Origin of the sequence: Streptomyces sp. L-9-10, from assembly GCF_004151105.1 — a bacterium.
GTDB lineage: Bacteria > Actinomycetota > Actinomycetes > Streptomycetales > Streptomycetaceae > Streptomyces.
Genome location: NZ_PHRF01000050.1, coordinates 117,153 through 140,199 on the forward strand (window position 1 = coordinate 117,153; position 23,047 = coordinate 140,199).

22 protein-coding genes are annotated in these 23,047 nt (G+C 72.4%); 2 read left to right on the forward strand and 20 right to left on the reverse strand.

Features of this window, described 5'->3' with window-relative positions; genetic code table 11:
* Positions 1-119: 119 nt before the first annotated feature.
* The 15 genes from CU044_RS13990 to CU044_RS14045 all read right to left on the reverse strand — a co-directional run bounded on the left by CU044_RS13990 (position 120) and on the right by CU044_RS14045 (position 13,792).
* Positions 120-893 (reverse strand): sirohydrochlorin chelatase, encoded by a 774-nt coding sequence (locus CU044_RS13990; protein ID WP_129768884.1) that lies wholly within the window; start codon positions 891-893, stop codon positions 120-122.
* Positions 894-950: 57 nt separating this feature from the next.
* On the reverse strand, positions 951-1,799 hold the full coding sequence (locus CU044_RS13995; RefSeq protein WP_129768945.1) for an ABC transporter permease: 849 nt from the start codon (positions 1,797-1,799) through the stop codon (positions 951-953).
* A 124-nt stretch (positions 1,800-1,923) separates the two neighbouring features.
* A complete protein-coding gene (locus CU044_RS14000; protein ID WP_129768885.1) occupies positions 1,924-2,715 on the reverse strand; it encodes an ABC transporter ATP-binding protein in 792 nt (263 codons plus the stop codon).
* A 45-nt stretch (positions 2,716-2,760) separates the two neighbouring features.
* A complete protein-coding gene (locus CU044_RS14005; RefSeq protein ID WP_129768886.1) occupies positions 2,761-3,870 on the reverse strand; it encodes an aliphatic sulfonate ABC transporter substrate-binding protein in 1,110 nt (369 codons plus the stop codon).
* A gap of 145 nt (positions 3,871-4,015) precedes the next feature.
* Positions 4,016-4,138: a hypothetical protein gene (locus CU044_RS40025; protein ID WP_275670190.1), complete on the reverse strand. Its 123-nt coding sequence runs from the start codon at positions 4,136-4,138 to the stop codon at positions 4,016-4,018.
* Positions 4,138-5,520 carry a GTP-binding protein gene (locus CU044_RS14010; RefSeq protein WP_129768887.1) on the reverse strand — a complete coding sequence of 461 codons (1,383 nt, stop codon included), beginning with the start codon at positions 5,518-5,520 and terminating at the stop codon, positions 4,138-4,140. Before CU044_RS14010 ends, CU044_RS40025 begins: the two co-directional genes overlap by 1 nt.
* A gap of 2 nt (positions 5,521-5,522) precedes the next feature.
* Positions 5,523-6,461: a sulfate adenylyltransferase subunit CysD gene (gene cysD / locus CU044_RS14015; RefSeq protein WP_129768888.1), complete on the reverse strand. Its 939-nt coding sequence runs from the start codon at positions 6,459-6,461 to the stop codon at positions 5,523-5,525.
* A complete protein-coding gene (gene cysC / locus CU044_RS14020) occupies positions 6,458-7,042 on the reverse strand; it encodes an adenylyl-sulfate kinase (RefSeq protein WP_240045574.1) in 585 nt (194 codons plus the stop codon). The genes cysD and cysC overlap by 4 nt, the downstream gene beginning before the upstream one ends.
* 29 nt (positions 7,043-7,071) lie before the next feature.
* Positions 7,072-7,773, reverse strand: coding sequence for a phosphoadenylyl-sulfate reductase (locus CU044_RS14025; RefSeq protein ID WP_129768890.1), 702 nt, complete (start codon positions 7,771-7,773; stop codon positions 7,072-7,074).
* Positions 7,770-7,946 carry a hypothetical protein gene (locus CU044_RS38575; protein WP_165371890.1) on the reverse strand — a complete coding sequence of 59 codons (177 nt, stop codon included), beginning with the start codon at positions 7,944-7,946 and terminating at the stop codon, positions 7,770-7,772. Before CU044_RS38575 ends, CU044_RS14025 begins: the two co-directional genes overlap by 4 nt.
* Positions 7,943-9,640, reverse strand: coding sequence for a nitrite/sulfite reductase (locus CU044_RS14030; RefSeq protein WP_129768891.1), 1,698 nt, complete (start codon positions 9,638-9,640; stop codon positions 7,943-7,945). Before CU044_RS14030 ends, CU044_RS38575 begins: the two co-directional genes overlap by 4 nt.
* A 139-nt stretch (positions 9,641-9,779) precedes the next feature.
* Positions 9,780-9,863: a putative leader peptide gene (locus tag CU044_RS40190; protein ID WP_326614601.1), complete on the reverse strand. Its 84-nt coding sequence runs from the start codon at positions 9,861-9,863 to the stop codon at positions 9,780-9,782.
* A 121-nt stretch (positions 9,864-9,984) separates the two neighbouring features.
* Positions 9,985-10,512 carry a GNAT family N-acetyltransferase gene (locus CU044_RS14035; RefSeq protein ID WP_129768892.1) on the reverse strand — a complete coding sequence of 176 codons (528 nt, stop codon included), beginning with the start codon at positions 10,510-10,512 and terminating at the stop codon, positions 9,985-9,987.
* 68 nt (positions 10,513-10,580) lie between these two features.
* The gene (locus tag CU044_RS14040) at positions 10,581-11,837 is read right to left on the reverse strand and encodes a helix-turn-helix domain-containing protein (RefSeq protein ID WP_240045582.1); all 1,257 of its coding nucleotides are present in this window, start codon (positions 11,835-11,837) and stop codon (positions 10,581-10,583) included.
* A gap of 299 nt (positions 11,838-12,136) precedes the next feature.
* Entirely contained in the window at positions 12,137-13,792 is a 1,656-nt protein-coding gene (locus tag CU044_RS14045) for an acyl-CoA dehydrogenase family protein (RefSeq protein ID WP_129768894.1), read from the reverse strand.
* A 17-nt stretch (positions 13,793-13,809) separates the two neighbouring features.
* Here CU044_RS14045 and CU044_RS14050 point away from each other — a divergent pair, with 17 nt between their 5' ends.
* On the forward strand, positions 13,810-14,976 hold the full coding sequence (locus CU044_RS14050) for a YihY/virulence factor BrkB family protein (RefSeq protein ID WP_129768895.1): 1,167 nt from the start codon (positions 13,810-13,812) through the stop codon (positions 14,974-14,976).
* A gap of 185 nt (positions 14,977-15,161) precedes the next feature.
* Here CU044_RS14050 and CU044_RS14060 read toward each other — a convergent pair whose 3' ends face one another.
* From CU044_RS14060 to CU044_RS14075, 4 genes are read right to left on the reverse strand one after another with little or no spacing between them, the layout of a single operon-like run.
* Entirely contained in the window at positions 15,162-18,290 is a 3,129-nt protein-coding gene (locus CU044_RS14060; RefSeq protein WP_129768896.1) for an SAV_2336 N-terminal domain-related protein, read from the reverse strand.
* The gene (locus CU044_RS14065) at positions 18,280-19,284 is read right to left on the reverse strand and encodes a MoxR family ATPase (protein ID WP_129768897.1); all 1,005 of its coding nucleotides are present in this window, start codon (positions 19,282-19,284) and stop codon (positions 18,280-18,282) included. The genes CU044_RS14060 and CU044_RS14065 overlap by 11 nt, the downstream gene beginning before the upstream one ends.
* Before the next feature lie 43 nt (positions 19,285-19,327).
* Complete coding sequence (locus CU044_RS14070; protein WP_129768898.1) at positions 19,328-21,355, reverse strand: trypsin-like peptidase domain-containing protein; 2,028 nt, start codon at positions 21,353-21,355, stop codon at positions 19,328-19,330.
* Positions 21,352-21,768 carry a CU044_2847 family protein gene (locus CU044_RS14075; RefSeq protein ID WP_129768899.1) on the reverse strand — a complete coding sequence of 139 codons (417 nt, stop codon included), beginning with the start codon at positions 21,766-21,768 and terminating at the stop codon, positions 21,352-21,354. The genes CU044_RS14070 and CU044_RS14075 overlap by 4 nt, the downstream gene beginning before the upstream one ends.
* 130 nt (positions 21,769-21,898) lie before the next feature.
* On the opposite strand from CU044_RS14075, the gene CU044_RS14080 reads away from it, so the two are divergent.
* Entirely contained in the window at positions 21,899-22,639 is a 741-nt protein-coding gene (locus tag CU044_RS14080; RefSeq protein WP_129768900.1) for a DUF6597 domain-containing transcriptional factor, read from the forward strand.
* Here CU044_RS14080 and CU044_RS14085 read toward each other — a convergent pair.
* Entirely contained in the window at positions 22,579-22,929 is a 351-nt protein-coding gene (locus CU044_RS14085) for a VOC family protein (RefSeq protein ID WP_240045583.1), read from the reverse strand. The genes CU044_RS14080 and CU044_RS14085 overlap by 61 nt on opposite strands.
* Positions 22,930-23,047 lie beyond the last annotated feature (118 nt).

Sequence of the window (23,047 nt, forward strand, 5' to 3'; positions counted from 1 at the left end):
GTGTGTGCGATCGCAAGGCGGAGGGTCGCCCCAGTACTGGACGTACTGGGGTGATCCCGACAACGCCGCGAGCGTGCGTACCGGGCGTCGCCGAGCAGGCGGGACTTTGAAGACAGGACCTAGGCCGGACGGGCCAGCGTCGTGAGGCGTTCCGGGGCCGAGGCCCTCTCGTCGTACCGGCGCAGCAGCAGCCGCGCCAGCTCGGGGGCGGCGCCCAGCACCCCGGCCAGCACCTCCGCGCCGCCCTCCCGGGCACCGGCCGCTATGCGGTCGGGCAGGCGGCCGGGGGCGATGACGTACGGGGCCACGGCGACCCGCCGTACGCCCTCGGCGCGCAGCGCGCGCACCGCGTCCTCGGTGCGGGGCAGTGATGCGGAGGCGAACGCGGGCCGCACGGCGCACCAACCGGTGTGCCGCCACTCCCGCGCGATTTCAGCGATCACCGCGATCGCCTCCGGGTCGGAGGAGCCCGCCGAGGCCAGGACGACCCCGGTCGAGCCCTTGTCGGCGGGGGTGAGCCCCGCCTCGTACAGCCGCCGCTCCAGCGCGTCCGTCAGCAGCGGCGAGGGGCCGAGCACCTCGGCCTGCCGGATCCGCAGCAGCGGGTGGCGCGCCGACGCCTCGCGCAGCACCGCGGGGATGTCGGACTTGGCGTGGAAGGCGCGCGTCAGCAGCAGGGGCAGCGCGATCACGTCCCGTACGTCCTCCCGCGCCAGCCGGTCGAGCAAATGGGGGACGGACGGGGCGTTGAAGTCCAGGAAGCCGGTCTCCACGCGCAGCCCCGGCCGCAGCGACCGCAGCCGCCCGGCGAGGGCGTGCACGGTCGCGGCATGCCGCGGGTCGCGGCTGCCGTGGGCGATGACCAGCAGGACGGGAGGGTGTGGGTGGGCCATGGGATACCTGGAGTACCTGTGGTGCGTGCGATGCGTGCGGTGCGACTCGTGCATGGATCAGCTCTTCACCAGGAGACCACGGCCGCGCAGCACACGTCGCTCCAGCGGGCTGAAGATCAGCAGGTCGATGGCGATACCGACGATCAGGATCAGGAAGATGGCGAGGAACACCATCGGCATACTGCCGACCGTACGGCCGTTCTCCAGCAACTGCCCGAGACCGACGCCGAGATCGGGCGAGGACGCGATGATCTCCGCGGCCATCAGCGAACGCCAGGAGAACGCCCAGCCCTGCTTCAGCCCGGCCAGATAGCCGGGCAGCGCGGCCGGCATGACGATGTGCCAGGTTCCGCGCATTCCGGTGGCGCCGAGCGTACGCCCGGCCCGCAGGAAGAGCGGCGGCACCTGATCGACGCCGGACACCAGGCCGTTGGCGATCGAGGGGACCGCGCCGAGCAGGATGACCGCGTACATCATCGAGTCGTTGAGCCCCAGCCAGATCACGGCCGGCGGCACCCAGGCCACCGACGGCAGCGACTGGAGTCCGGAGAGGATCGGGCCGATGGCCGCGCGGACGAACTTCACCCGGGCCACCAGCAGTCCCAGCGGCGTGCCGATCACCAGCGCCAGCAGGAAGCCCAGCAGACCGCGCGACACGCTGGTCCAGATGTAGCCGAGCAGGGTGCCCTGCGCCCAGGCGTCGGACACCTCGCCCCACACCGCGCCGGGCGAGGGGAGCTTGTAGTCGTCGGTGATCCTGGCCCAGACGAGGATCTGCCACACCACCAGCACCAGCGCGACGGCGACGACCGGCGGCAGCACCTTCCTGACGAGCGTCTGGCGCAGTGGCGTACGCCCGGTCTGTACGGTGTCCAGCGCGTCGAGCCCGGCCTCCAGACCGGCCATGTCGCCGTGCGGCGAGGCGTCCGCCGGAGCCGTGTCCCCCGGCGACGTGTCCTCGCGCGCCGTGTCCCCCGGCGACGTGTCCTCGCGCGCCGCGTCCCCCGGCGACGTGTCCTTCCGCGTCGTCTCAGTGCTGGCCATGGCGGCGGATCTCCCCACGCAGTTCTTCGGTGATCTCGACCGACAGCTCCGCGACGGCGCTGTCCTCGATACGGCGCGGCTGCGGGATGTCCACCCGCCACTCGCGGGCCACCCGGCCGGGGCGCGACGACAGCAGGACGACGCGCTCGGCGAGCCGTACCGCCTCGCGCACGTTGTGTGTGACGAAGAGGACCGACAGACCTGTCTCGCGCCAGATCCGGGTCAGCTCGTCGTGCAGGACGTCCCGGGTGATCGCGTCGAGCGCCGCGAACGGCTCGTCCATCAGCAGCAGCCGGCTGTCCTGGGCGAGCGCGCGCGCCAGCGCGACCCGCTGCCGCATCCCGCCGGACAGCTCGTGCACCCGCTTGCCGTACGAGCCCTCCAGCCGTACGAGACCGAGCAGCCGCTCCGCCTCGCCGCGCCGCTCCTGCTTGGGCACGCCGCGCAGCCGCAGCGCCAGTTCGATGTTCTTGCCCGCGGTCAGCCACGGGAACAGCGCGTGCTCCTGGAACATCAGGGCGGGCCGGCCGCCGGGTGTCTCGATGGACCCGGCGGACGGCCGGTCGAGCCCGGCGACCAGATTGAGCAGGGTCGACTTACCGCATCCTGAGGCTCCCAGGAGGGTGACGAACTCGCCCGGCGCGACATCGAGCGTGATGTCGTCCAGGACGAGCTGCTGCCCGGCCGGTGTCACGAAGGACTTCGAGACATGCGCGATACGGGCGGCGTGGTCCACCGCCGGGGTGCTCTCGGCGGCCTTGGCGAACGTGGTGGCCATGGTCGTCACCTCCTGGGAACGGGTGGATGCGGTCCTGGTCCTGGCCTACTTGGCGCCGAGACCGGCGTCGGCCACCTCGGGCTGACCCGCGGCCTTGAGCACCTTGTTGAGGGGCCCCAGGTCGTAGATGCCGTTCAGGTCCGGCTTCTTGAGCAGCCCGGCCTTGACCGCGTGATCGGCCTCCGCCTGGAGCGTCGCGGCCAGCGGGTCGTTGGTGATCTGGATCGACTGCCACGCCGGGTCGAGGACCTCGGGCGGCAGTGCCTTGCCGGAGAGCGTCTTCAGCGCCTCGTTGGCGGACGCCTTCGCCTTGTCCTCGTTGGCGTTGATCCACTCGTTGGTCTTCACGGAGCCGCGCAGTACGGCCTCGACCACGTCCGGGTGCTCGCCGAGGAACTTCTGCGACACGATGATGTTCGTGATCACGAACTTCTTGTCCGGCCACAGATCCGACTCGTCCAGCAGTACCTTGGCGCCGTCCGCGACGAGCTTGGACGCGGTCGGCTCCGGCACCCACGCGCCGTCGATGGAACCGGACTTGTAGGCGTCCGGGGTGATCTTGTTGTCCGTACGGACGACGGAGACATCGCCCTTGCCGGACTGGGCGTCGACCTTCCAGCCCTTCTCGGATATCCAGTTGAGGAACGCCACGTCCTGCGTGTTGCCCAGCTGCGGGGTGGCGATCTTCTTGCCCTTGACGTCGTCCAGGGTCTTGATCTTCGCCGGGTCGACGACGAGCTTGACCCCGCCCGAGGCGGAGCCGCCGATGATGCGCAGGCTCTTGCCGCCGGTCTGGGTGTAGCCGTTGATGGCCGGAGAGGGGCCGATGAAGCCGATGTCGATGCTGCCCGCGTTGAGGGCCTCGATCTCGGAGGGGCCCGCGTTGAAGGTCGAGGGCGCCACCTTCGTACCGCCCAGCTCCTTCTGGAAGAGACCCTCCTGGATACCGACGAGGGCGGTGGCGTGGGTGAGGTTCGGGAAGTAACCGATCTTCACCGTGTCGGCGGAGAGCGCCTTGCCCTCGGCGGCCGGGGAGGCGGTGTCGCTCTTGTCGGCCTCGGAGCCGTAGCCGCAGGAGGTGAGCGCGACGGCGAGCAGCGGCAGCGCGGCCACGGCGGTGAGTCTGCGGCGGGCGGTGGTGCGGGAGACAGGCACGGGAGGGGGTCCTCTCGTTGGCCCGGTGCTCACGCCCTTTTCTACGGAGTCGGGGGCGCGGCCGGGAAGTCGGCGGGTTTTCGGCGGAACGGGTCGTACAGGTGAAGCGGGTGGGGGGTGCGGGCGCGCATGCGGTGCGCGTACGTCATCGCGCACATCGCGCCACCCCGCCCGTTCCCGCGCCGAGGGCGCCGCTGCCGACCCGGCCGCCCTCCTTCGCGAACGTCGCGTAGACGTCGTGGACCGTCAGGTCCTGTCCGGGTGTCATCAGAAGTCCCAGCCCTCGTCGTCGACGGCGGGCACGGTGTCGGGCGCGGCGGCGGCGAAGGCGTCGCCCGCCATACCGGCGCTCAGTGTCGTTCCGTCGGCGGGGTCGACCAGCAGGAAGGAGCCGGTGTGCCGGGAGTCCGCGTAGCTGTCGAGCGCGAGCGGCTCGGCGGTACGGACCTTCACCCGCCCGATGTCATTGGCGACGAGCTGTCCCGGGGCCGGATGCTGGGAGAGGTCGTCCAGCGTCAGCCGGGACGGGATGTCCTTCACGATCGCCTTGACCGTACGGGTCGTGTGCTTCAGCAGCACCCGCTGGCCCACGGTCAGCGGCTGGTCGGCGACATGGCAGACGGTCGCCTCGACATCCTGGGTCGTGACGGGCAGGTGCGCGGTGGGTGCGATCAGATCGCCGCGCGAGACGTCGATGTCGTCGGCGAGCCGGACGGTCACGGACTGCGGAGCCCAGGCGAGGTCCACGGTGGTGGCCGCGCCCACGCCGACGCCCAGCGCGTCGATGCCCTCGATCGTGCTCGTACGGCCCGAGGGCAGGACGGTCACCGGGTCGCCGACGCGCAGTACCCCGGAGGCGATCTGGCCCGCGTAGCCGCGGTAGTCGGGGTGCTCGGCGCTCTGCGGGCGGATCACGTACTGCACCGGGAAGCGCGCCGGGCACCCGGCCAGGTCATGGCTGACCGGGACGGTCTCCAGATACTCCAGCACGGTCGGGCCGCCGTACCAGTCCATGTGCGCGGACGGCTCCACCACATTGTCACCGGTGAGCGCGGAGATCGGGATCGCGGTGATCTCCGGGACGCCCAGGGAGGCGGCGTACGCCGTGAACTCCTCGGCGATCGAGGCGAACACGGGCTCCGCGTACTCGACGAGGTCCATCTTGTTGACGGCCAGGACCACGTGCGGGACCCGCAGCAGGGCGGCCACCGCGGCATGCCGGCGGGTCTGCTCGACCACGCCGTTACGGGCGTCCACGAGCACCACGGCCAGCTCGGCGGTGGAGGCTCCGGTCACCATGTTCCGGGTGTACTGCACATGCCCGGGGGTGTCGGCGAGGATGAACCGCCGCCGGGGCGTGGCGAAGTAGCGGTAGGCGACATCGATCGTGATGCCCTGCTCGCGTTCGGCCCGCAGCCCGTCCGTGAGCAGCGCCAGGTCGGGTGCCTCCTGGCCGCGGCTGCGGGAGGCGTGCTCGACGGCCTCCAGCTGGTCGGTCAGCACCGACTTGGAGTCGTGCAGCAGTCGGCCGACGAGCGTGGACTTGCCGTCGTCGACCGAGCCCGCGGTGGCGAACCGCAGCAGTGTGGTGGCCGACAGCCGCTCCGCGAACCGCTCCGTGGCGCTGTCACCCGTGCTCGTGCTCGTCATGGCTAGAAGTACCCCTCGCGCTTGCGGTCTTCCATCGCGGCCTCGGACAGCTTGTCGTCGGCGCGGGTCGCGCCGCGCTCGGTGAGCCGGGAGGCGGCGATCTCGGCGATCACCGCGTCGAGCGTGGTGGCGTCGGAGTCGACGGCGCCCGTGCAGGACATGTCACCGACCGTGCGGTAGCGCACCAGACGCTTCTCGACGGACTCGGACTCCTTGGGGCCGCCCCACTCCCCGGCGGTCAGCCACATGCCACTGCGCGGGAAGACCTCCCGCTCGTGCGCGAAGTAGATCTCCGGCAGCTCGATCCCCTCGCGGGCGATGTACTGCCAGACGTCCAGCTCGGTCCAGTTGGAGAGCGGGAAGACCCGGACATGCTCGCCGGGGGCGTGCCGGCCGTTGTAGAGGTGCCACAGCTCGGGCCGCTGACGGCGCGGGTCCCACTGCGAGAACTCGTCGCGCAGCGAGAACACCCGCTCCTTGGCGCGGGCCTTCTCCTCGTCGCGCCGGCCACCGCCGAAGACCGCGTCGAACCGCTCGGCCTGGATCTTCTCGGTGAGCGGCACGGTCTGGAGCGGATTGCGGGTGCCGTCGGGCCGCTCGCGCAGCTTCCCCGCGTCGATGTACTCCTGCACGGACGCGACATGGAGCCGCAGTCCGTGCGCGGCCACCGTACGGTCGCGGTATTCGAGGACCTCGGGGAAGTTGTGCCCGGTGTCCACATGGAGCAGTGAGAACGGCACCGGCGCGGGCGCGAACGCCTTCAGCGCCAGATGCAGCATGACGATCGAGTCCTTGCCGCCGGAGAAGAGGATCACCGGCCGTTCGAACTCGCCCGCCACCTCGCGGAAGATGTGCACCGCCTCGGATTCCAGGGCGTCCAGATGGCTCAGCGCGTACGGGGCGTCGGTGCCCTCGGTGACGGCGGCGACGGTGGTGGTCACGCGAGACCCCTCTCGGTGAGCAGTGCGTGGAGCGCGGCGGCGGACTCCTGGACGGACTGGGTGTGCGACTCGATCCGCAGATCGGGCGAGTCCGGTGCCTCGTAGGGGTCGTCGACGCCGGTGAGGCCGGAGATCTCGCCGGCCGCCTGCTTGGCGTACAGCCCCTTCACATCGCGTACGGAGCACACCTCGACCGGCGTGGCCACATGCACCTCCAGATACCCGGTGCCCTCGGTCCGATGGCGTTCGCGCACCGCCTCACGGCTGTCCGCGTACGGTGCGATCACCGGCACCAGCGCCTTGACGCCGTTCGACGCGAGCAGCTCGGCGACGAAGCCGATGCGCCGCACGTTGATGTGCCGGTCCTCGCGGCTGAAGCCGAGGCCCGCGGAGAGGAACTCCCTTATCTCGTCGCCGTCGAGCACCTCGGCGCGGTGGCCCTCGGCGCGCAGCCGGTCCGCCAGCGCGTTCGCGAGGGTCGTCTTGCCCGCGCTCGGCAGTCCGGTGAGCCAGACCGTCGCGCCCAGCTCCGTTGTCCCCTTCGTGTCCGCCGTCCCCGTCGCATCCGTCGGCTCCGTCACGCTCGCACGTCCCTCCTCCTGACGGCCCGTCATCCGTGCAGCCCGCACTCGGTCTTGGCACGTCCGGCCCAGCGTCCGGCGCGCGGGTCCTCGCCCTCCAGCACCCGGCGGGTGCAGGGGGCGCACCCCACGGAGGCGTAACCGTCCATCAGCAGCGGGTTGGTGAGCACACCGTGCTCGGCGACATAGGTGTCCACGTCGTCCTGCGTCCACCGGGCGATCGGGGAGACCTTGACCTTGCCGCGCTTCTCGTCCCAGCCGACGACCGGGGTGCCGGCCCGGCTCGGGGACTCGTCGCGGCGCAGTCCGGTGGCCCAGGCGTCGTATGCCGTCAGGCCCTCCTCCAGGGGCGCGACCTTGCGCAGGGCGCAGCACAGGTCGGGGTCGCGGTCATGCAGCCGGGGGCCGTGCTCGGCGTCCTGCTCGGCGACGGTCCTGTGCGGGGTGAGGGTGATGACCCGGACGTCCATCACGGCGTCCACCGCGTCCCGGGTGCCGAGGGTCTCGGGGAAGTGGTAGCCGGTGTCGAGGAAGACCACGTCGACACCGGGCCGCACCCGGGAGGCGAGATGGGCGACCACCGCGTCCTCCATCGAGGACGTGACGCAGAACCGCTCGCCGAAGGTGTCGACGGCCCAGGTGAGGATCTCCAGGGCCGAGGCGTCCTCGAGCGCGCGGCCCGCGCGCTCGGCGAGGGCACGGGGATCACCGGTCTCCGTCAGCGCTGTCATATCTCTTCGCCTCCATCGCTCCGTTGGAGTCCACGGGACAGCAGCCCGAGGAACTTCAACTGGAAGGCGCGATTGCATGCCGCGCATTCCCAGGCGCCGTGTCCCTGCTCGTTCGGACGCAGGTCCTCGTCGCCGCAGTAAGGGCAGTAGAAGGGGGCCGCGCGCTCGCTCACGACAGCGCCTCCTCCGACGCGCGCGCCGCCCAGCTGGCGAAGCGCTCGCCGTCCTCGCGCTCCTTCTGGAACCGTCCGAGCACCCGCTCGACATAGTCGGGCAGTTCCTCGGAGGTGACCTTCAGACCGCGGACCTTGCGGCCGAATCCGGCCTCCAGGCCCAGCGCGCCGCCCAGATGCACCTGGAAGCCCTCGACCTGGTTGCCGTCCTTGTCCAGCATCAGCTGGCCCTTGAGGCCGATGTCCGCGGTCTGGATACGGGCGCAGGCGTTCGGGCAGCCGTTGACGTTGATCGTGATCGGCTCGTCGAACTCCGGGATGCGGCGCTCCAGTTCGTCGATGAGCGTGGCGCCGCGCCGCTTGGTCTCGACGATCGCCAGCTTGCAGAACTCGATGCCGGTGCAGGCCATCGTGCCGCGCCGGAACGGCGACGGGTCGACCCGCAGGTCCAGCGCCTCAAGACCGGCCACCAGCGACTCGATCCGGTCCTCCGCCACATCGAGGACGATCATCTTCTGCTCGGCGGTGGTACGCAGCCGGCCCGAGCCGTGAGCCGCAGCCAGCTCGGCGATCTTCGTCAGCGTGACGCCGTCCACCCGGCCGACGCGCGGCGCGAATCCGACGTAGAAGAGACCGTCGCGCTGCCGGTGCACACCGACGTGGTCGCGCCAGCGGTGTACGGGCTGCTCGGGCGCGGGGCCGTCGACGAGCGCGCGCTTGAGGTACTCGTCCTCCAGGATCCGGCGGAACTTCTCCGCGCCCCAGTCGGCGAGCAGGAACTTCAGCCGGGCGCGGGTGCGCAGCCGGCGGTAGCCGTAGTCACGGAAGACCGAGATGACACCGGTGTAGACGTCCGGGATCTCGTCCAGCGGCACCCAGGCGCCGAGCCGCTGGCCGATCTTGGGGTTGGTGGAGAGCCCGCCGCCCACCCAGAGGTCGAAACCGGGGCCGTGCTCCGGGTGCTCGACCCCGACGAACGCGATGTCGTTGATCTCGTGCGCCACGTCCAGCGACGGCGACCCGGAGATCGCGGACTTGAACTTGCGCGGCAGATTGGAGAAGTCGGGGTTGCCGATGATCCGGCGCTGGATCTCGTCGATCGCCGGGGTGCCGTCGATGATCTCGTCCTCGGCGATACCGGCCACCGGCGAACCGAGGATCACGCGGGGGGTGTCACCGCACGCCTCGGTCGTGGAGAGCCCCACCGCTTCGAGCCGGTTCCAGATCTCCGGCACGTCCTCGATCCGGATCCAGTGGTACTGGATGTTCTGCCGGTCGGTGATGTCGGCCGTGCCGCGCGCGAACTCCTGCGAGATCTCGCCGATGACCCGCAGCTGCTCGGTGGTCAGCCGGCCGCCGTCGATCCGTACCCGCATCATGAAGTACTCGTCGTCCAGCTCCTCCGGCTCCAGGATCGCGGTCTTGCCGCCGTCGATCCCGGGCTTGCGCTGGGTGTAGAGACCCCACCAGCGCATCCGGCCGCGCAGGTCGTTGGGATCGATCGAGTCGAACCCGGCCTTGGAGTAGACGTTCTCGATGCGCGCCCGCACATGGAGACCGTCGTCGTCCTTCTTGAACTGCTCATTGCCGTTGAGCGGAGTGAAGTGACCCACGGCCCACTGGCCCTCGCCGCGGTGACGGCTCACCTTGCGGCGTGGCGTGGCGCTGGAGGGCTTTTCCGGGGTGGCGGCCATGGCGGATACGTCCTTCGAGACATGCAGGAGGGCGGCTCTGAGCCGCACACCCGCGCGTGGGCGCGGCGGTGCGCGGCTGAGGATTCAGAGAGAATTCAGGACAGCGGAAGATCGCTGGATCGCGGCGGTGCCGGGACTCTCAGCCCGCCGGACAGATGGCGCTGGACATGCGGCCGAGGTCGACGTGCAGCCGACTCACCAAGGCAATTCCAGCTCGGGACATGACGGAAGCGTGTCACGCGGATCTCCGGGCAGTCCACTGTTGTCCATGATATGGACTCAGGTGTCCCATGATGCAAGACGGTGTGGTGCCCGTCACGGGCCCGGCGGGTTTAGGACCTGGTCTACAGCTCCTCTTCGATCGTGGTGTCGAAGAGCCGGAAGCCCCGGCGCAGATAGTTGTCCATGGCGTACGGCCCGTCCTTCGAGCAGGTGTGCAACCAGACCCGCTTGGTCGGCTCCGTACCCGGCCACCGCTCGGCCAGGTCCCAGGCCCTGGCCACGCCGTACGACAGCAGATGGCCGCCGATCCGCCGGCCGCGGAAGGCCGGTATCAGCCCGAAGTAGACGATCTCGACCGTGGCCCCGTCCTGAGCCGCCAGCTCGATGTACCCCGCCGGGGTGCCCCGCTCGTACGCCACCCAGGTCTCCACCCCGGGCGCGGCGACGACCTCCTGCCACCGCTCCCGCGTCAGCGCGAGCCGGTCGCGCCAGCTCACATCGTCACCGACGGCCGTGTACAGGAACCGGCTGAACTCCGCCGACGGCACCTCCGCCCGTACGATCCGCACGTCGCCCGCGGGCCCGGCGGCGGGCCGCAGATCGTCGGGCGAGGTCTGTTCCAGGGACCAGGTGGTCACGGAGATGCTCATACCGGACAGAAAACCACGTCGCCCGGACACTCCGGGACGCGGCCCCGCACGCTGAGGTTCCACCGGCGTCACGGACAGGGCAGCCGCCGCGCGCCGAGCACCGCGGGGGCCGTCGAGTGCGGCAGCAGATCGGCGGGGTCCTCGGGCCGTACGACCTCCACCTCGACCTCCTCGCTGAAGCGGTAGGGCCGGTGCGCCAGCACGCCCGACAGATGGCGCCGCACCCGCGACATCTCGGCCCGTACGGTCACCGTCCTGGTGGGGTCGCCGAAGACATCGCCCGCCAGCTCCGCCGCGCTGCGCCCGGCCCGGTGCACCGCCAGGATGTACAGCAGCTCGGCATGGCGCGGGGTCAGCTCCTGCGCCCAGCCGCCCGCCGACCCGGACACCGCGACCGACCAGCGCCGGGGGCGGCTCAGATCCAGCACCACCCGGCTGGGCGTCTCGGTGGGCGGACACTCCTCGTCCACCTGTATGAGCCAGCCGCCCGGCAGCGGCTCGACCGTGCACATGCCCAGCGAGGGCTGCCAGAGCCGGCCCGCGCGCAGCGTCTTCGGCAGCGGCAGCCGGTCCACCGGCGGCATGCCCGTCACCGCCGCCGTCCAGCCGTCGGGGTCGACCGCCAGGGCGCGGCCCCCCAGCCGGCACAGGATCGGCGCCGCCACCGAACGCAGCCGCTCCACGGCCCGGCCGTGCCGCTGGCGCAGCTCGCTCTCCGCGAGCCGGGCGACGGAACTGACCAGCGCCAGCGTCGTCGGATGGAAGCCCGTCGCCGGGCCGCTCACATCGACCACACCCAGCAGCCGCCCGTCGCGCGGATCGTGCACCGGCGACGCCGCACAGGTCCAGGTGTGCAGGTCATGGACGAAATGCTCGGCGGAGTGGACGTGCACCGGCCGGCGCACCGCCAGCGCCGTACCGATCGCATTGGTCCCCATGGCCCGCTCGGACCAGGCGGCGCCCTCCGCGAGCCTGACGTCGTCCGCCTGCCGCAGCGTGGCGACACCGCCCTCCCGCCACAGCACCCACCCCTCGTCGTCGGTCACCACCATCACCTGGCGCGAGGAGTGGACGATCTCGCGGAGGGCACCGCTGAGCGTGTCCATCGCCTCGCCCAGCGCGGAGGCCCGTCTGCGCCGCTCCACCTCGTCCGGCTCCAGCGGCACACCGTTCGCGGACCGGTCGGGATCCAGCCCGATATCGAGCATCCGCCGCCAGGACGCCTCGATCACCGGCCGGGGAGCCACCGGCGGCGGCTCGCCCGCGAGCGCGGCGTCCCGTACCCGGTGCAGCAGCCGAGCGGCCCGCGCACCGTCCACGGCCATGAGCCGCGCCAGATCGAGCGGCACGTCGTGCGGTGGTGTGTCCTTGTCGTTCAGTGGTGCGTCGTCCTTCAGCGGTACGTCCTTCATCGGGCCCCCGTGTCACCTGCGGTGCTTCGGATATCCGGCGCACCCGCTTGCAACGGCCTGCAACTCTGGCGGACCGCGGGTGAGCGCGTGAAAGTGAAAGCAAGTCAGGGGTGGTGCCGTGTCGGCGCGGCGCCACCCCGGCTTGCCGCCGGACAGCGCCTCGGCCCTGTCCGGCGGGCTCCGCCGAGCAGGCGGGACTCTGAAGGCACGCCCTAACTCCCGCCCGGCCGTGCCCGGTCCACGACCGACGCCAGATCGAGCGTGGGGGGCAGCGTGCCGAAGGCCGTACCCCAGTCCCCGCCCAGCCGGGAGGCGCAGAACGCGTCGGCCACCTCCGGCGGCGCCCACCGCACCAGCAGCGAGCCCTGGAGCACCAGCGCCAGCCGCTCCACCAGCCGCCGGGCCCGTGCCTCCACGCCGGACAGATCGGCCAGTTCGGTCAGCAGCCCCTTGATCGCGCCGTCCAGCCGGTGATCGGCTCCCCGTGCCTCGCCGACCTCCCGGAGCACGGCGTTCAGCGCCTCGGGCTCGCGCTGGAGGGCCCGCAGCACGTCAAGGGCCTGCACATTCCCCGAGCCCTCCCAGATCGAGTTGAGCGGCGACTCGCGCAGCAGCCGCGGCATTCCCGACTCCTCCACATAGCCGTTGCCGCCCAGGCATTCCAGGGCCTCGGCCGCGACCGGCGTACAGCGCTTGGTCACCCAGTACTTGGCCGCGGGCACCGCGAGCCGCAGGAAGGCCCGCTCCCGGTCCGCGCCGTCGCCGCCGTTCTGGACGGTGTCGTACGCGGACGCCAGCCGCAGCGCGAGCGTCGTCGCCGCCTCCGACTCCAGCGCCAGATCGGCCAGTACGTTGCGCATCAGCGGCTTGTCGATCAGCTCACCGCCGAACGCGGCGCGATACGTGGCGTGATGCACCGCCTGCGCCACCGACTGCCGCATCAGCGCGGCCGAGCCCACCACACAGTCGAGCCGGGTCGCCGCCACCATCTCGATGATGGTGCGCACCCCGCGGCCCTCCTCGCCGACCCGGTGCGCCCACGTTGCGTCGAACTCGACCTCGGCGGACGCGTTGGAGCGGTTGCCCAGCTTGTCCTTGAGGCGCTGGATACGGAACACGTTGCGGGTGCCGTCGGCCAGCACGCGCGGTACGAGGAAACAGGTCAGACCGCCGGGCGCCTGCGCCAGGACGAGAAAGCCGTCGCACATCGGCGCGGAGCAGAACCACTTGTGCCCGGTCAGCAGATACTCGCCGGCCGCGTCCAGCGGCACCGCCCGCGTCGTGTTGGCCCGTACGTCGCTGCCGCCCTGCTTCTCCGTCATGCCCATCCCGAAGAGCGCGCCGGCCTTCTCCGCGGCGGGCCGCAGCCCCGGCTCGTACCGGTGGGAGGTCAGCCTCGGCTCCCACTCGGCGGCGAGCGCCGGTTCCGTACGCAGCGCGGGCACCGCGGCGTGGGTCATCGACACAGGACAGCCGTTCCCGGCCTCCGCCTGCGTCCAGACGAAGAAGCCGGCCGCACGGCGCAGATGGCCACCGGGCCGGCCCCAGGCGTCGGTGAGCCCCGTGCCGACCGAGCGCCCCAGCAGCTGATGCCAGGCCGGATGGAAGTCCACCTCGTCGATCCGGTTCCCGTAGCGGTCATGGGTGCGCAGCTTCGGGGGATTCTCGTTGGCCAGCGCACCCCACTCCTGGGCCTCGGCGGATCCGGCGGCCCGGCCGAGGGCCGTCAGCTCCGCACGGGTCTCGTCGAGGAGTGCGGGCGCGCTGTGCCGCTCCACGCCCTCGGTCAGGGCACGGTCGGCGCTGAAGACGTCGTACCCCACCAGGGGCGGAACCTGGTTGGTCACTGTGTGGGTGCTGGCTGCCATGCCGATACGGTAAGGAGGTGCAGGCAGCAAAAGAAACACCCGAGCGACCAGCGGGTCGACTCCACCGGGCCCGAGTCCTCTATCGCGACGTATCCAAGCGGAAGATGGCCTGGTTGCTGCTGAAGGACACCGTCAACTCGTGCATCGAGTACCGCATCCTGGGTCTCGCGGCCGAGGCGGCGTTCTTCACCCTCCTCTCGCTGCCGCCGCTGCTGCTCGGACTCATCGGGCTGCTCGGCTACGTGGACGACTGGACGAACACCACCACCGTCGCTTCCATCGAGCGGAACATCCTCGCGGCGGCCGGCACGGTGCTCTCGCAGCGCGGTGTCGACGAGATCGCCAAACCCCTGCTCGCCGACATCACGCACGGCGGGCGGCCCGATGTCATCTCGCTCGGTTTCGCGATCGCGCTGTGGTCGGGCTCCCGGGCGGTCAATGTCTTCGTCGACACCATCACGGTGATGTACGGGCTCGACGGCCGGCGCGGCATCGTCGCGACCCGGCTGCTCGCCTTCCTGCTCTACATCGTGGCGATCCTGATCGGCGCGGTGGTCCTGCCGCTCGCCGTGGTCGGCCCCGACCGGGTCGTGGAGTTCATCCCCTGGGGCACAGAGGTCGTCAGCGTCCTGTACTGGCCGGTGGTGATCCTGCTCTCCATCGCCTTCCTCACCACGCTGTACCACGTCTCCGTACCGGCGCGGTCGCGCTGGATCGAGGACGTTCCCGGCGGTCTGGTCGCCCTCGGGATGTGGGTGCTCGGCAGCTTCCTGCTGCGGATCTATCTGACCAGTACGGTCGAGGGCCCCACCATCTACGGCTCCCTCGCCGCCCCCATCGCCGTACTGCTCTGGATCGGTGTCTCGGCGTTCGCGGTGCTGGTGGGCGCGGCGGTCAACGCCGCCATCGACCGCGTGTGGCCGTCGGTCGCCACCGCGGCGGCGCGGGCGGCCAATGAGCGGCTGCGCGCGGCCCAGGCGGCGGAGCTGGTGGCCCGCGCGGTCGCGGCGGAGGGACCGGACGGGCCGCAGGACGACGATGTGACCGACCCGGACATGCCGTCGGAGTTCCCGGAGCGCTGGTCCAGGTTCCTGCCGCCGGACGATGTGAAGTCGCGGATGAGGTCGGGGCTGCACGGGGTGCGGGAGAACCGCGACAAGGGGCGTGACGGCCAGGGGAGCTAGGGCGTGTTGCGAAAGTAGCGCCTTCCGCCCGCAGGGCGGGGCCTGCGGCGTCCGGTGCGTGCGATCGCAAGGCGGAGGATCGTCCTCGTACTGGACGTACTTGGACGACTCCGACAACGCGGCGAGCGTGCGTACCGGGCGTCGCGGGCCAGGCGGGACTTTCGCAACACGCCCTAGCCCTCCGGCTACTCGGTGTCGTCGTTCTCCCTGCCCACCCAGGTCTCCGTGTTGTCGTCCTCGGTGGTCCGGCCGCCGCCGAACAGACGGCGCAGCCAGGAGGGCGGGGTGGAGGGCCGGGAGACGGGCGTGGCCTCGGGAGGTGGCGTGGTGCCGGGCCGGGGCGTGGTGTCGGGAGGTGGCGTGAGGTCGGGTCTGGCGGGGGTGGACCGGAGCCCGCTCGGCGGTGCGGCCCCCGGCGCGGTTCCGGATCGCGGCCGGCTCGCCGTGCCGGGTTCCGGCAGTGCGGCGCGGGCCGCCTCCAGCGTGCGGCGCCACGCGCGCAATCGCTCGCGCTCCCGCTCCGCCCAGGCGCCCTCGACACCGTCCAGCGGCTCCCCGTACCAGTGCCCGAGCGCCGCGTCGTACAGCCCGGCGGCGCGCCCGGTCTCGCCCGCCCGCGCCGCACGCGCGGCGGAGGCGGCCAGCTGTTCGGCGAGTGAGAGGTCCAACTCGGTTTCCAGCCGCAGACGGTAGTCGCCTTCGGGGCCCTCCACGGCGTGCCCGTCGTCGAGCAGGGTGTCGATCACGTTCCCGACGAGGGGCGAGTCCCGGAGCGAGGGCGCGTCCCCCAGAGCGAGGCCCAGCTCGATGTCGGACACCGGCTCGCCACGGGCCAGCAGCAGCCTGCCGAGGATGATCTGTGCGTGGCGCGGGGCGGGTGTACGGTCGCGCCCGCCGTGCATCGCCCTCAGCGGGCCCAGCACGCCGTACTGCCAGGTGCTGCCCGGTACGGCCGACCTCAGCGCGTCGGCGCCGCGCCGGCGGGTCTCGGGGGTGCCGGAGAGGAGATCCGTGATCGCCGCCTCCAGCGGGGCCGGCAGGGCGTTCACGGCGCCGAAGGGCTCGACGCCGGTGGCGAGTTCGTACAGCACACGGCCCAGGGCGTGGAGTTCGCCGTAGGCGTCGTCCGGGGGAGCGCCCCGGAACCCGCGGAGCTTCACCAGCCCGTCCCGCAGCCGCATGATGTTCGTCAGGGACGGCGGCTCCGGCCGGACGCCCCTCCTCCGGGCATGGGCGAGGACGTCGAGCACCTGTGCCGCGATGCCGATGATCTCGGCCACGGGGAGCGGACGGTGTCCGTTCTCCACCAGCAGTTCGCCGAGGGTTCGACCCTCCAGGGCCTCGCTGACCAGATAGCCGACGTCACCGTCCCCGCCGTGCTCACGCACCTTCACGACACCGGGGTGCCGCAGCAGGGCGGTGGCCTCGTGCTCCGCCCGCGCCCTTTCCACGAGGGAATCCCTCGTCGCCCCCGGGCTGTCGAAGACCTTGACGGTGACCGTACGGTCCCGGTCCTGATGCCGGTCCCGATAGCGGTCGCGCGCCCGCCACACCACAGCGTCCGTACCGCGTCCGATGACTTCCGTCAGCCGGTAGCGCCCGACCAGCTCCCGCCCGCCGCTCTCCGGCTCGGGCCCTCGCAACAGCCGTACGCTCTCCCGGCTCACCAGCGCGAACGGCTCGCCCGCCGCCCGGCCGTACCCCGCCCGGCCGTCGCCGGCGACCAGTGCCCGGAACTCACCGGGCGCCGAGCCCGCGCGCGACTCGATGACGGCCCCCACCTGTTCGAGCAGGTGGACCGTACGGGCCAGCCCCGTACGCGGCAGCGCACCGAGCAGCAGTTCGCGCACGCCGGGCCGGAAGTCATAGGAACCGGCGGGGCCCGGAACGGCGGTGAGCATGCCGCTCAGTACCACCTCCGCCAGATGCTGCGGCTGCGGACGCTCCTCGACGGCCGCCTGTACGAGCCGCATCACCGGCAGGTGCGGTGGGCCGACCGCCAGATGGGCCGCGAGCCGGACCGCCTGCGGAGAGGCGACCGAGCGGAAGCGCTGCACCAGTTCCCTGGCCGACAAGTCCAGATACATCACGCCGGCCTCGCCCTCTCCGTCCTCGTCCCGGAGCGTTACGGAACGACCGGCCGTTGGTCCGGCGGGCAACAGGGCCGCCGCGCCCGGGAATTCGGCTCCGGCGGGTGAGGCCACCAGCCCGGCCCAGTGGCCGAGCCACTCCGCCGTCGGTTCGAGCACCGGCACGGGAATGCCCCGTGCCTCGCCGTCGTACGGCGTGAAGCGCAGCGCGGTGGTGGGGGCGCCGGGACCGGCCGCCGTGAACAGCCCCGGCACCGGCTCCGGCGGGGTCTGCCGCCACATCCGCTCCGGCAGCGGCTGGACCACGGCCACCGGCAGTTCACGGGTCCAGCGCCGCAGCGTCGGGAACCACCGCCGTCCGGCGGCCCCCGCCGCTCCGAACAGTTCCGGCCGCCACTGCGGGCCCATCGTGTCGCTGAGGACGAGCACGATCGTCCGCCCGGGGGTCCACTGCCGAGGGGGTGCGGAACCGTCCGCGCCGAGCCGTACCAGCTCCACCGTGCGGAACGCGCCCGTCTGCCCGAAGGCCGTGTACAGATCGCGCGCGAGCGGCTGCCACATGGCCATCGTCGGGCCGCAGTCCAGGACGACCGCCAGATGGAGCCAGCGCTCCGGTGCGGGCCGCAGCTCGGGCAGCCATTGGCCGCGCCGGGCGCCGAGCGCGGCGATGCGGTGCGCGGTGCCCGTCTCGTCCAGTTCCCGTGCGCGCGTCGACGGCACGGTCCTGCGCAGCGGACGCAACGCCCGCTGGACCGCGAGCGGATGGGGGATCATCGGCGGGGCGGGGGCGAGCACCTCGGACCGCGCGTCCGGAGCCGGGGGCGACACCGCCCGCCCGCTGAGGGTGGGCGGCGCCAGGCGGTACAGGGCGACCCGACCGTCCGGACCGTTCGGGGAGAGGGCGGCTCCGGAGCCGGGGACCGGCATGGCCCCTCCGGGAATCCCCCGTGGACCCATGCTCTGGGCCTCCCCGCGGGGGACGGCCGTAGGAGGGGCGGTCTCCGGCTCGGGCGGCGGAGGGACGTCCCCGGGCCCGGCTGCGGACGCGGCGTCCGGCCCGGCGTCCTCGGAGTCCCGCCCGGCAACCTGCTCGGGCTCGGGCCGTACATGCGTCGCCAGCCAGAGAACCTCGGCCAGCTCCCTGCCGGTCGGCGGGTCGCCGCCCGCCGCCGTCAGCACCTCGCGCAGCGCGGCCGGTCCGGAGAGCGCCCGGTCAGAAGTCATCGGGTTCCGGTGCCCGGCTCAGATAGCTCATCAGCCGGTCCGCGAGCTCATCGCGCGTCGGCGCTTCGAGCCCCGAAGTCCTCGCCAGATAGATGGCGTTGAGCAGCTGGTCCGTCGCCAGCTCGCCACCGCTGCCCCGCTCGAGGAACCGGTGGACCAGCTCCCGTGCCTGCCCGTCGAGCGGGCCGAGATGCGCCTGGACGATGGCCTCCAGATGGGCCGCCTCCGGCTGCTTCAGCTCCAGTGTGACGCAGCGCCGCAGAAACGCCGGCGGGAACTCCCGCTCCCCGTTGCTGGTCAGGACGGTGAACGGGAAAGCGCGGCAGCGCACCCGCCCCCGTTCCAGCGCCACCAGCCGGTCCGCGTCGGCGACCAGCACCTCCGCGGTGGTGCGGGTGCGCGCGGCGCGTACCAGCTCGGGGATCTCGTACTGGCCCTCCTCCAGGATGTTCAGCAGGTCGTTCGGGAGATCGAGATCGCTCTTGTCGATCTCGTCGATCAGCAGTGCCCGGGGCCGCTCGTACGGCAGCAGCGCCGTGCCCAGCGGGCCCAGCCGCAGATGGTCCTCGATGTTGGTGTGCTCCGGATCGCCGCTCTCCGGGCCCCGGCCCGCCGCGTAGAGCCGGGAGAGCGGGTCGTACTGGTAGAGCCCGTCGCCGAGGGCGGTCCGGCTGGTGATGTTCCAGCGCAGTACGGGACCGAGCCCCAACTCCCTTGCCACCGCGTACGCGAGGCTCGACTTGCCGCTGCCCGGAGGTCCCGTCACCAGCAGGGGGCGCCTCAAGTACAGCGCCGCGTTGACCAGTTGCACGCTCTCCTCCGTCGCGCGGTACGCCCGCGCGCGGTGCACCCGGTCCGGCGAGGGCGCCGGGTCGTCCTGGGGGGGCTCGATGACGGGGCCGCCGTCGAAGGCGCGCCAGGGCGGCGGCTCGGGCAACCGCCCGATGCCGTCGTGCGGTTCATCGGCTCCGGTGTAGACGGGCCACAGAGGCATTCCGTTCTCCAGGTCTCGGCTTCGGCGGTGTCGGGCTGCCGGCTCAGCCGACAGGCGACCGGGTCAGCGGGGGGACGTCGGGGAACCATCGCGGATCCTCCCAGACGAAGGAGAGATCGGCGGCCCAGTGCGGCTCGGGTCCGTCATGGCCGAAGGCGCTCTTGCGCAGTTCGAAGATCCGCTCGGGCAGATCGCCGGGCGGCAGCACGGAGAGCTGGTCGGCCAGCGCGTTCAGGAACGCGGCACCCCGGCAGGAGCCGCCGCACGCCGCGCCGTCGGTGCAGCCCGTGCGCGGCCACAGCACGATCGGGGCCGGGGCGTCCAGTACCGCGGTGTGCAGCCGGTCGCGGGGGCCCTTGGGTGGTCTGGTCAGCCCCACCGGGCCCGCCACGTCCTGGAGTTGTACGGTCAGCCACTCGGGCCTGGCGGTGCCCGCGCAGTTGACCCCGTAGACGGCCGAGCCCGGCTGCCGGTCGAGCACGTCCCACATCTTCTTCAGCCGGAACTGGAGCCGCTTGTTGGCCCGCCGGTCATGGTCCATCACCACCACGGGGGCGACACACCCCAGCGGTGTGCTCATCCCCTTGCGCGCGGTCCACCGGTCGACCGGCTTGTTGAGCCAGGCGCGCGGCAGCGCGAACGCGATCAGCTCTCTTCCCTCGGTGTCGATCTCGGCGAACGCGTCATCGATACGGTCCAGCACCCAGGCACGGACCTCGCGCTCCGGCAGCCGCTCCTCACCGACCAGGCGCCGTCCTCCGTCGCGGTACGCGGACACCCCGACCAGCAGCGCGCCGCGGTCGGCCCCGCTGCGCTTGATCTCGACGAGGATCGGCGACCAGCGGCGGGGGGAGGAGCTGACGGGCGGCATCGCGACGGCGGGTCCCGGGACCACGGCCACGGACGGGGCGGTCGCGTGGGGCGCGCTCGTGTGCGGGGCCTCGTACGGTGCGGTGGCGTACGGCGCCGACGTGTACGGGGCGGCCTGCCGCACGGCGTACTCGGTGGCGTACGGCACCCGTGGCGCGTGGCTCATGATCCCCACGGCCGCGTGACTCCCGTCGTGCGGTGCCACGGGCGCTGGATCGTGCCGCGCGCGGTGCGCGCGGGACCAGTCGCGCAGCTCCGTGCCCAGCGTCTCGTCACCGACCAGCCCGGCCAGCCGTACCGTGAGCTCGGCGAGCGGCAGCGCCCCCGGCTCCGGCCGCCCGGCCTCCGACAGCAGATACCAGACCGCCTCCCAGAGGCTGCCCGGCTCACCGGGCGGCGGCTCGACGCCCAGGGGCCCGGCGGCGGCACGCAGCAGTCTGCCGAGGGCGCCGACGAGGGCGGGGGAGCCGGAGGCGCCGTGGGAGGCCGGGGAGCTGTGGGAGTCGGGGGAGCTGTGCGGGTCGGGGAAGCCGTGGGAGCCGGGGAAGCCGGCGCGGGCCACCAGCTCGCGCAGTCTCCGCTTCTCCTCCGTCGGATAGCCGGGGGTGGGGACGAGATCGGCGAGCGGCGCCCAGTGCCGGGCGAGGATCCGGGCCGGGATCATCCGGCTGGTGTGGCTCACCGGATCGTGCGAGACGACCATCCCGGCCACCGCGCCGGTGTCCTCCAGCATCACGGCGGCGCCGCTGAACCCGTGGTCGGTCTCCTGCCCGTATCCGCGCCAGCCCGCCAGCTGCGCCCACTCGTCGCGGATCAACTGGCGGGAGGTGGCGCGTAATTCGCTCTGCACGCCCTCCTCGTCGTACCCGTAGGGGAAGCCGTACGCCACCAGCTTCGGCGTGGGCGAGGCGTACGGCGCGTCGAGCGGGGCGAAGGCCGCGGGAGCGAGGCCCGGCGGCCGGTCCAGCTCCAGGACGGCCAGATCGCCCGGGTCGCGGTCGCCGCCCGCCCAGGTGTGCCCCCGCAACACGACCCTGGCGGGTAAGCGGCCGAGCCCCGGCACACCGGGGAACACCACCGAGGCCCGGTCGCCCGTCGCCACATGGGCGCACGTCAGTACCGTCCGGTCGGCGATGAGGAAGCCGGAGCCCACCGCCCCGTCGGCGTCGATCCTGGCGTGCCAGGCCGGGGAGCGCGTCACCGGCCCGCCGTTCCCGGACTCCCCGCCGATCCGGAGTCCCCGGCGACCGCAGGACCAACGGCCGCGTCCGGCTCACAGGCCACGTCCGGCTCACCGGTCGTGCCCGGGTTCCAGGAGAGTTTGACCGTCATATGGCCCTCGGCCGAGGTCTTGGCGATCACCGCCCCCGCCTCCGCCACCAGCTTCACCCCGAACTCCAGCTCCACACCGTCCGGCTTGAGCGAGCCGTCCCGGAACACCGCGAGGGCCGATTCCGCGGCCGAGCGGATCCCCTGGAGCGCCTCGCCGAAGGTGTGGCCCGCCTGTGCGAGAGAGTTGCCGCGCGCCACCGGTCTGGCGCCCGGCGTGTCACGGTCGACCTCGACCACGACGGTGGCACCGCTGTCCGTCGTGAACTCCATCAGTGCCGTCATCGCCGCCCCCGCGATTGAAACGTCCCACGTCCTGCCGGACCTGCCGCATGCCCATTCTGGATCAATGGCCCACGTCCCGGCGAGGCTTTGGCCTGATCCGCGTGGGCGGCGAGGCTTTAGCCTGGTCCCTATGTACGAGGAACGGCCGTCGCGGCTGGACGGCGCGATCGTCTGGACGCGGACGGTGCGGGCCGACGACGACTCCCCGCCTTATCCGGTGCTGCCGGACGGCTGTATGGACCTGCTGTGGATCGGCGGCAGACTGGTGGTCGCGGGGCCCGACACCCACGCGTACGCGCCTGAGGGGATCGCCGGGCTGTACTGCGCCGGAGTGCGCTTCGCGCCCGGGACCGCGCCGGCGCTGCTCGGCGTACCGGCGCACGAGCTGCGCGACCGGCGCGTGGAGCTGGCCGACCTGTGGTCGCCTGCCGAGGTGCGCCGGCTGACGGCCCGGCTGGCGGCGGCTCAGGACCCGGCCGCCGCCCTGGAAGCCGTCGCGCTGCGCCGGGCCGCCGCGGCGGAACCGCCGGACCCGCTGCTCCGGGCGGTCGTCGACGCCCTGGAAGCGGGCCGTACGGTCGCCGCCACCGCCGACGCCGTCGGCCTGGGCGCCCGTCAGTTGCACCGCCGCTCGCTGGACGCCTTCGGCTACGGGCCGAAGACCCTGGCGCGGGTGCTGCGGCTCCAGCGCGCGCTGACCTTCGTACGGGACGGGGCGCCGTTCGCCGCGGCGGCGCTCGCGGCGGGCTGTGCCGACCAGGCGCATCTCGCCCGGGAGACCCGCGAGCTGGCCGGGCTCACGCTCGGTGCCTACGCGGCGCTGGCGAACAGCGAGACCACGCAGCCGTCCGGGTCGAGCACCACCGCGTAACGCTGTCCCCAGACCGCGTCCCAGGGCTTGAGATGCCCGGTGTGCCCGGCCGCGACCAGCGCTTCGTAGGTGGCGTCCACCTCGGCGGGGCCGGCGCACAGGAAGGCGAGTCCGATCCGCTCGCCGCCCTGCGGCCGGGTCCAGCCCGGATCGTAGGAGCGGACGGTCTCCTCCGTGTCCCAGAGGATCCGCAGTCCGCCGGGCAGGGTGGCCTCGGCGTGGGGCGCGGCGTCGGCGCCGGCGGGGACGTCCACACCGAGCCGGCGGTAGAAGGCGAGCGAGGCGGCCATGTCGGAGACGACCAGGCCGATGGCGTCGAGTCGCGGTGCACCCGGAGCGGTCACGGGATCAGGGGTCAGGGGGTCAGGGGTCAGGGGATCAGTGGTCATGGGATCAGTGGTCATGCGC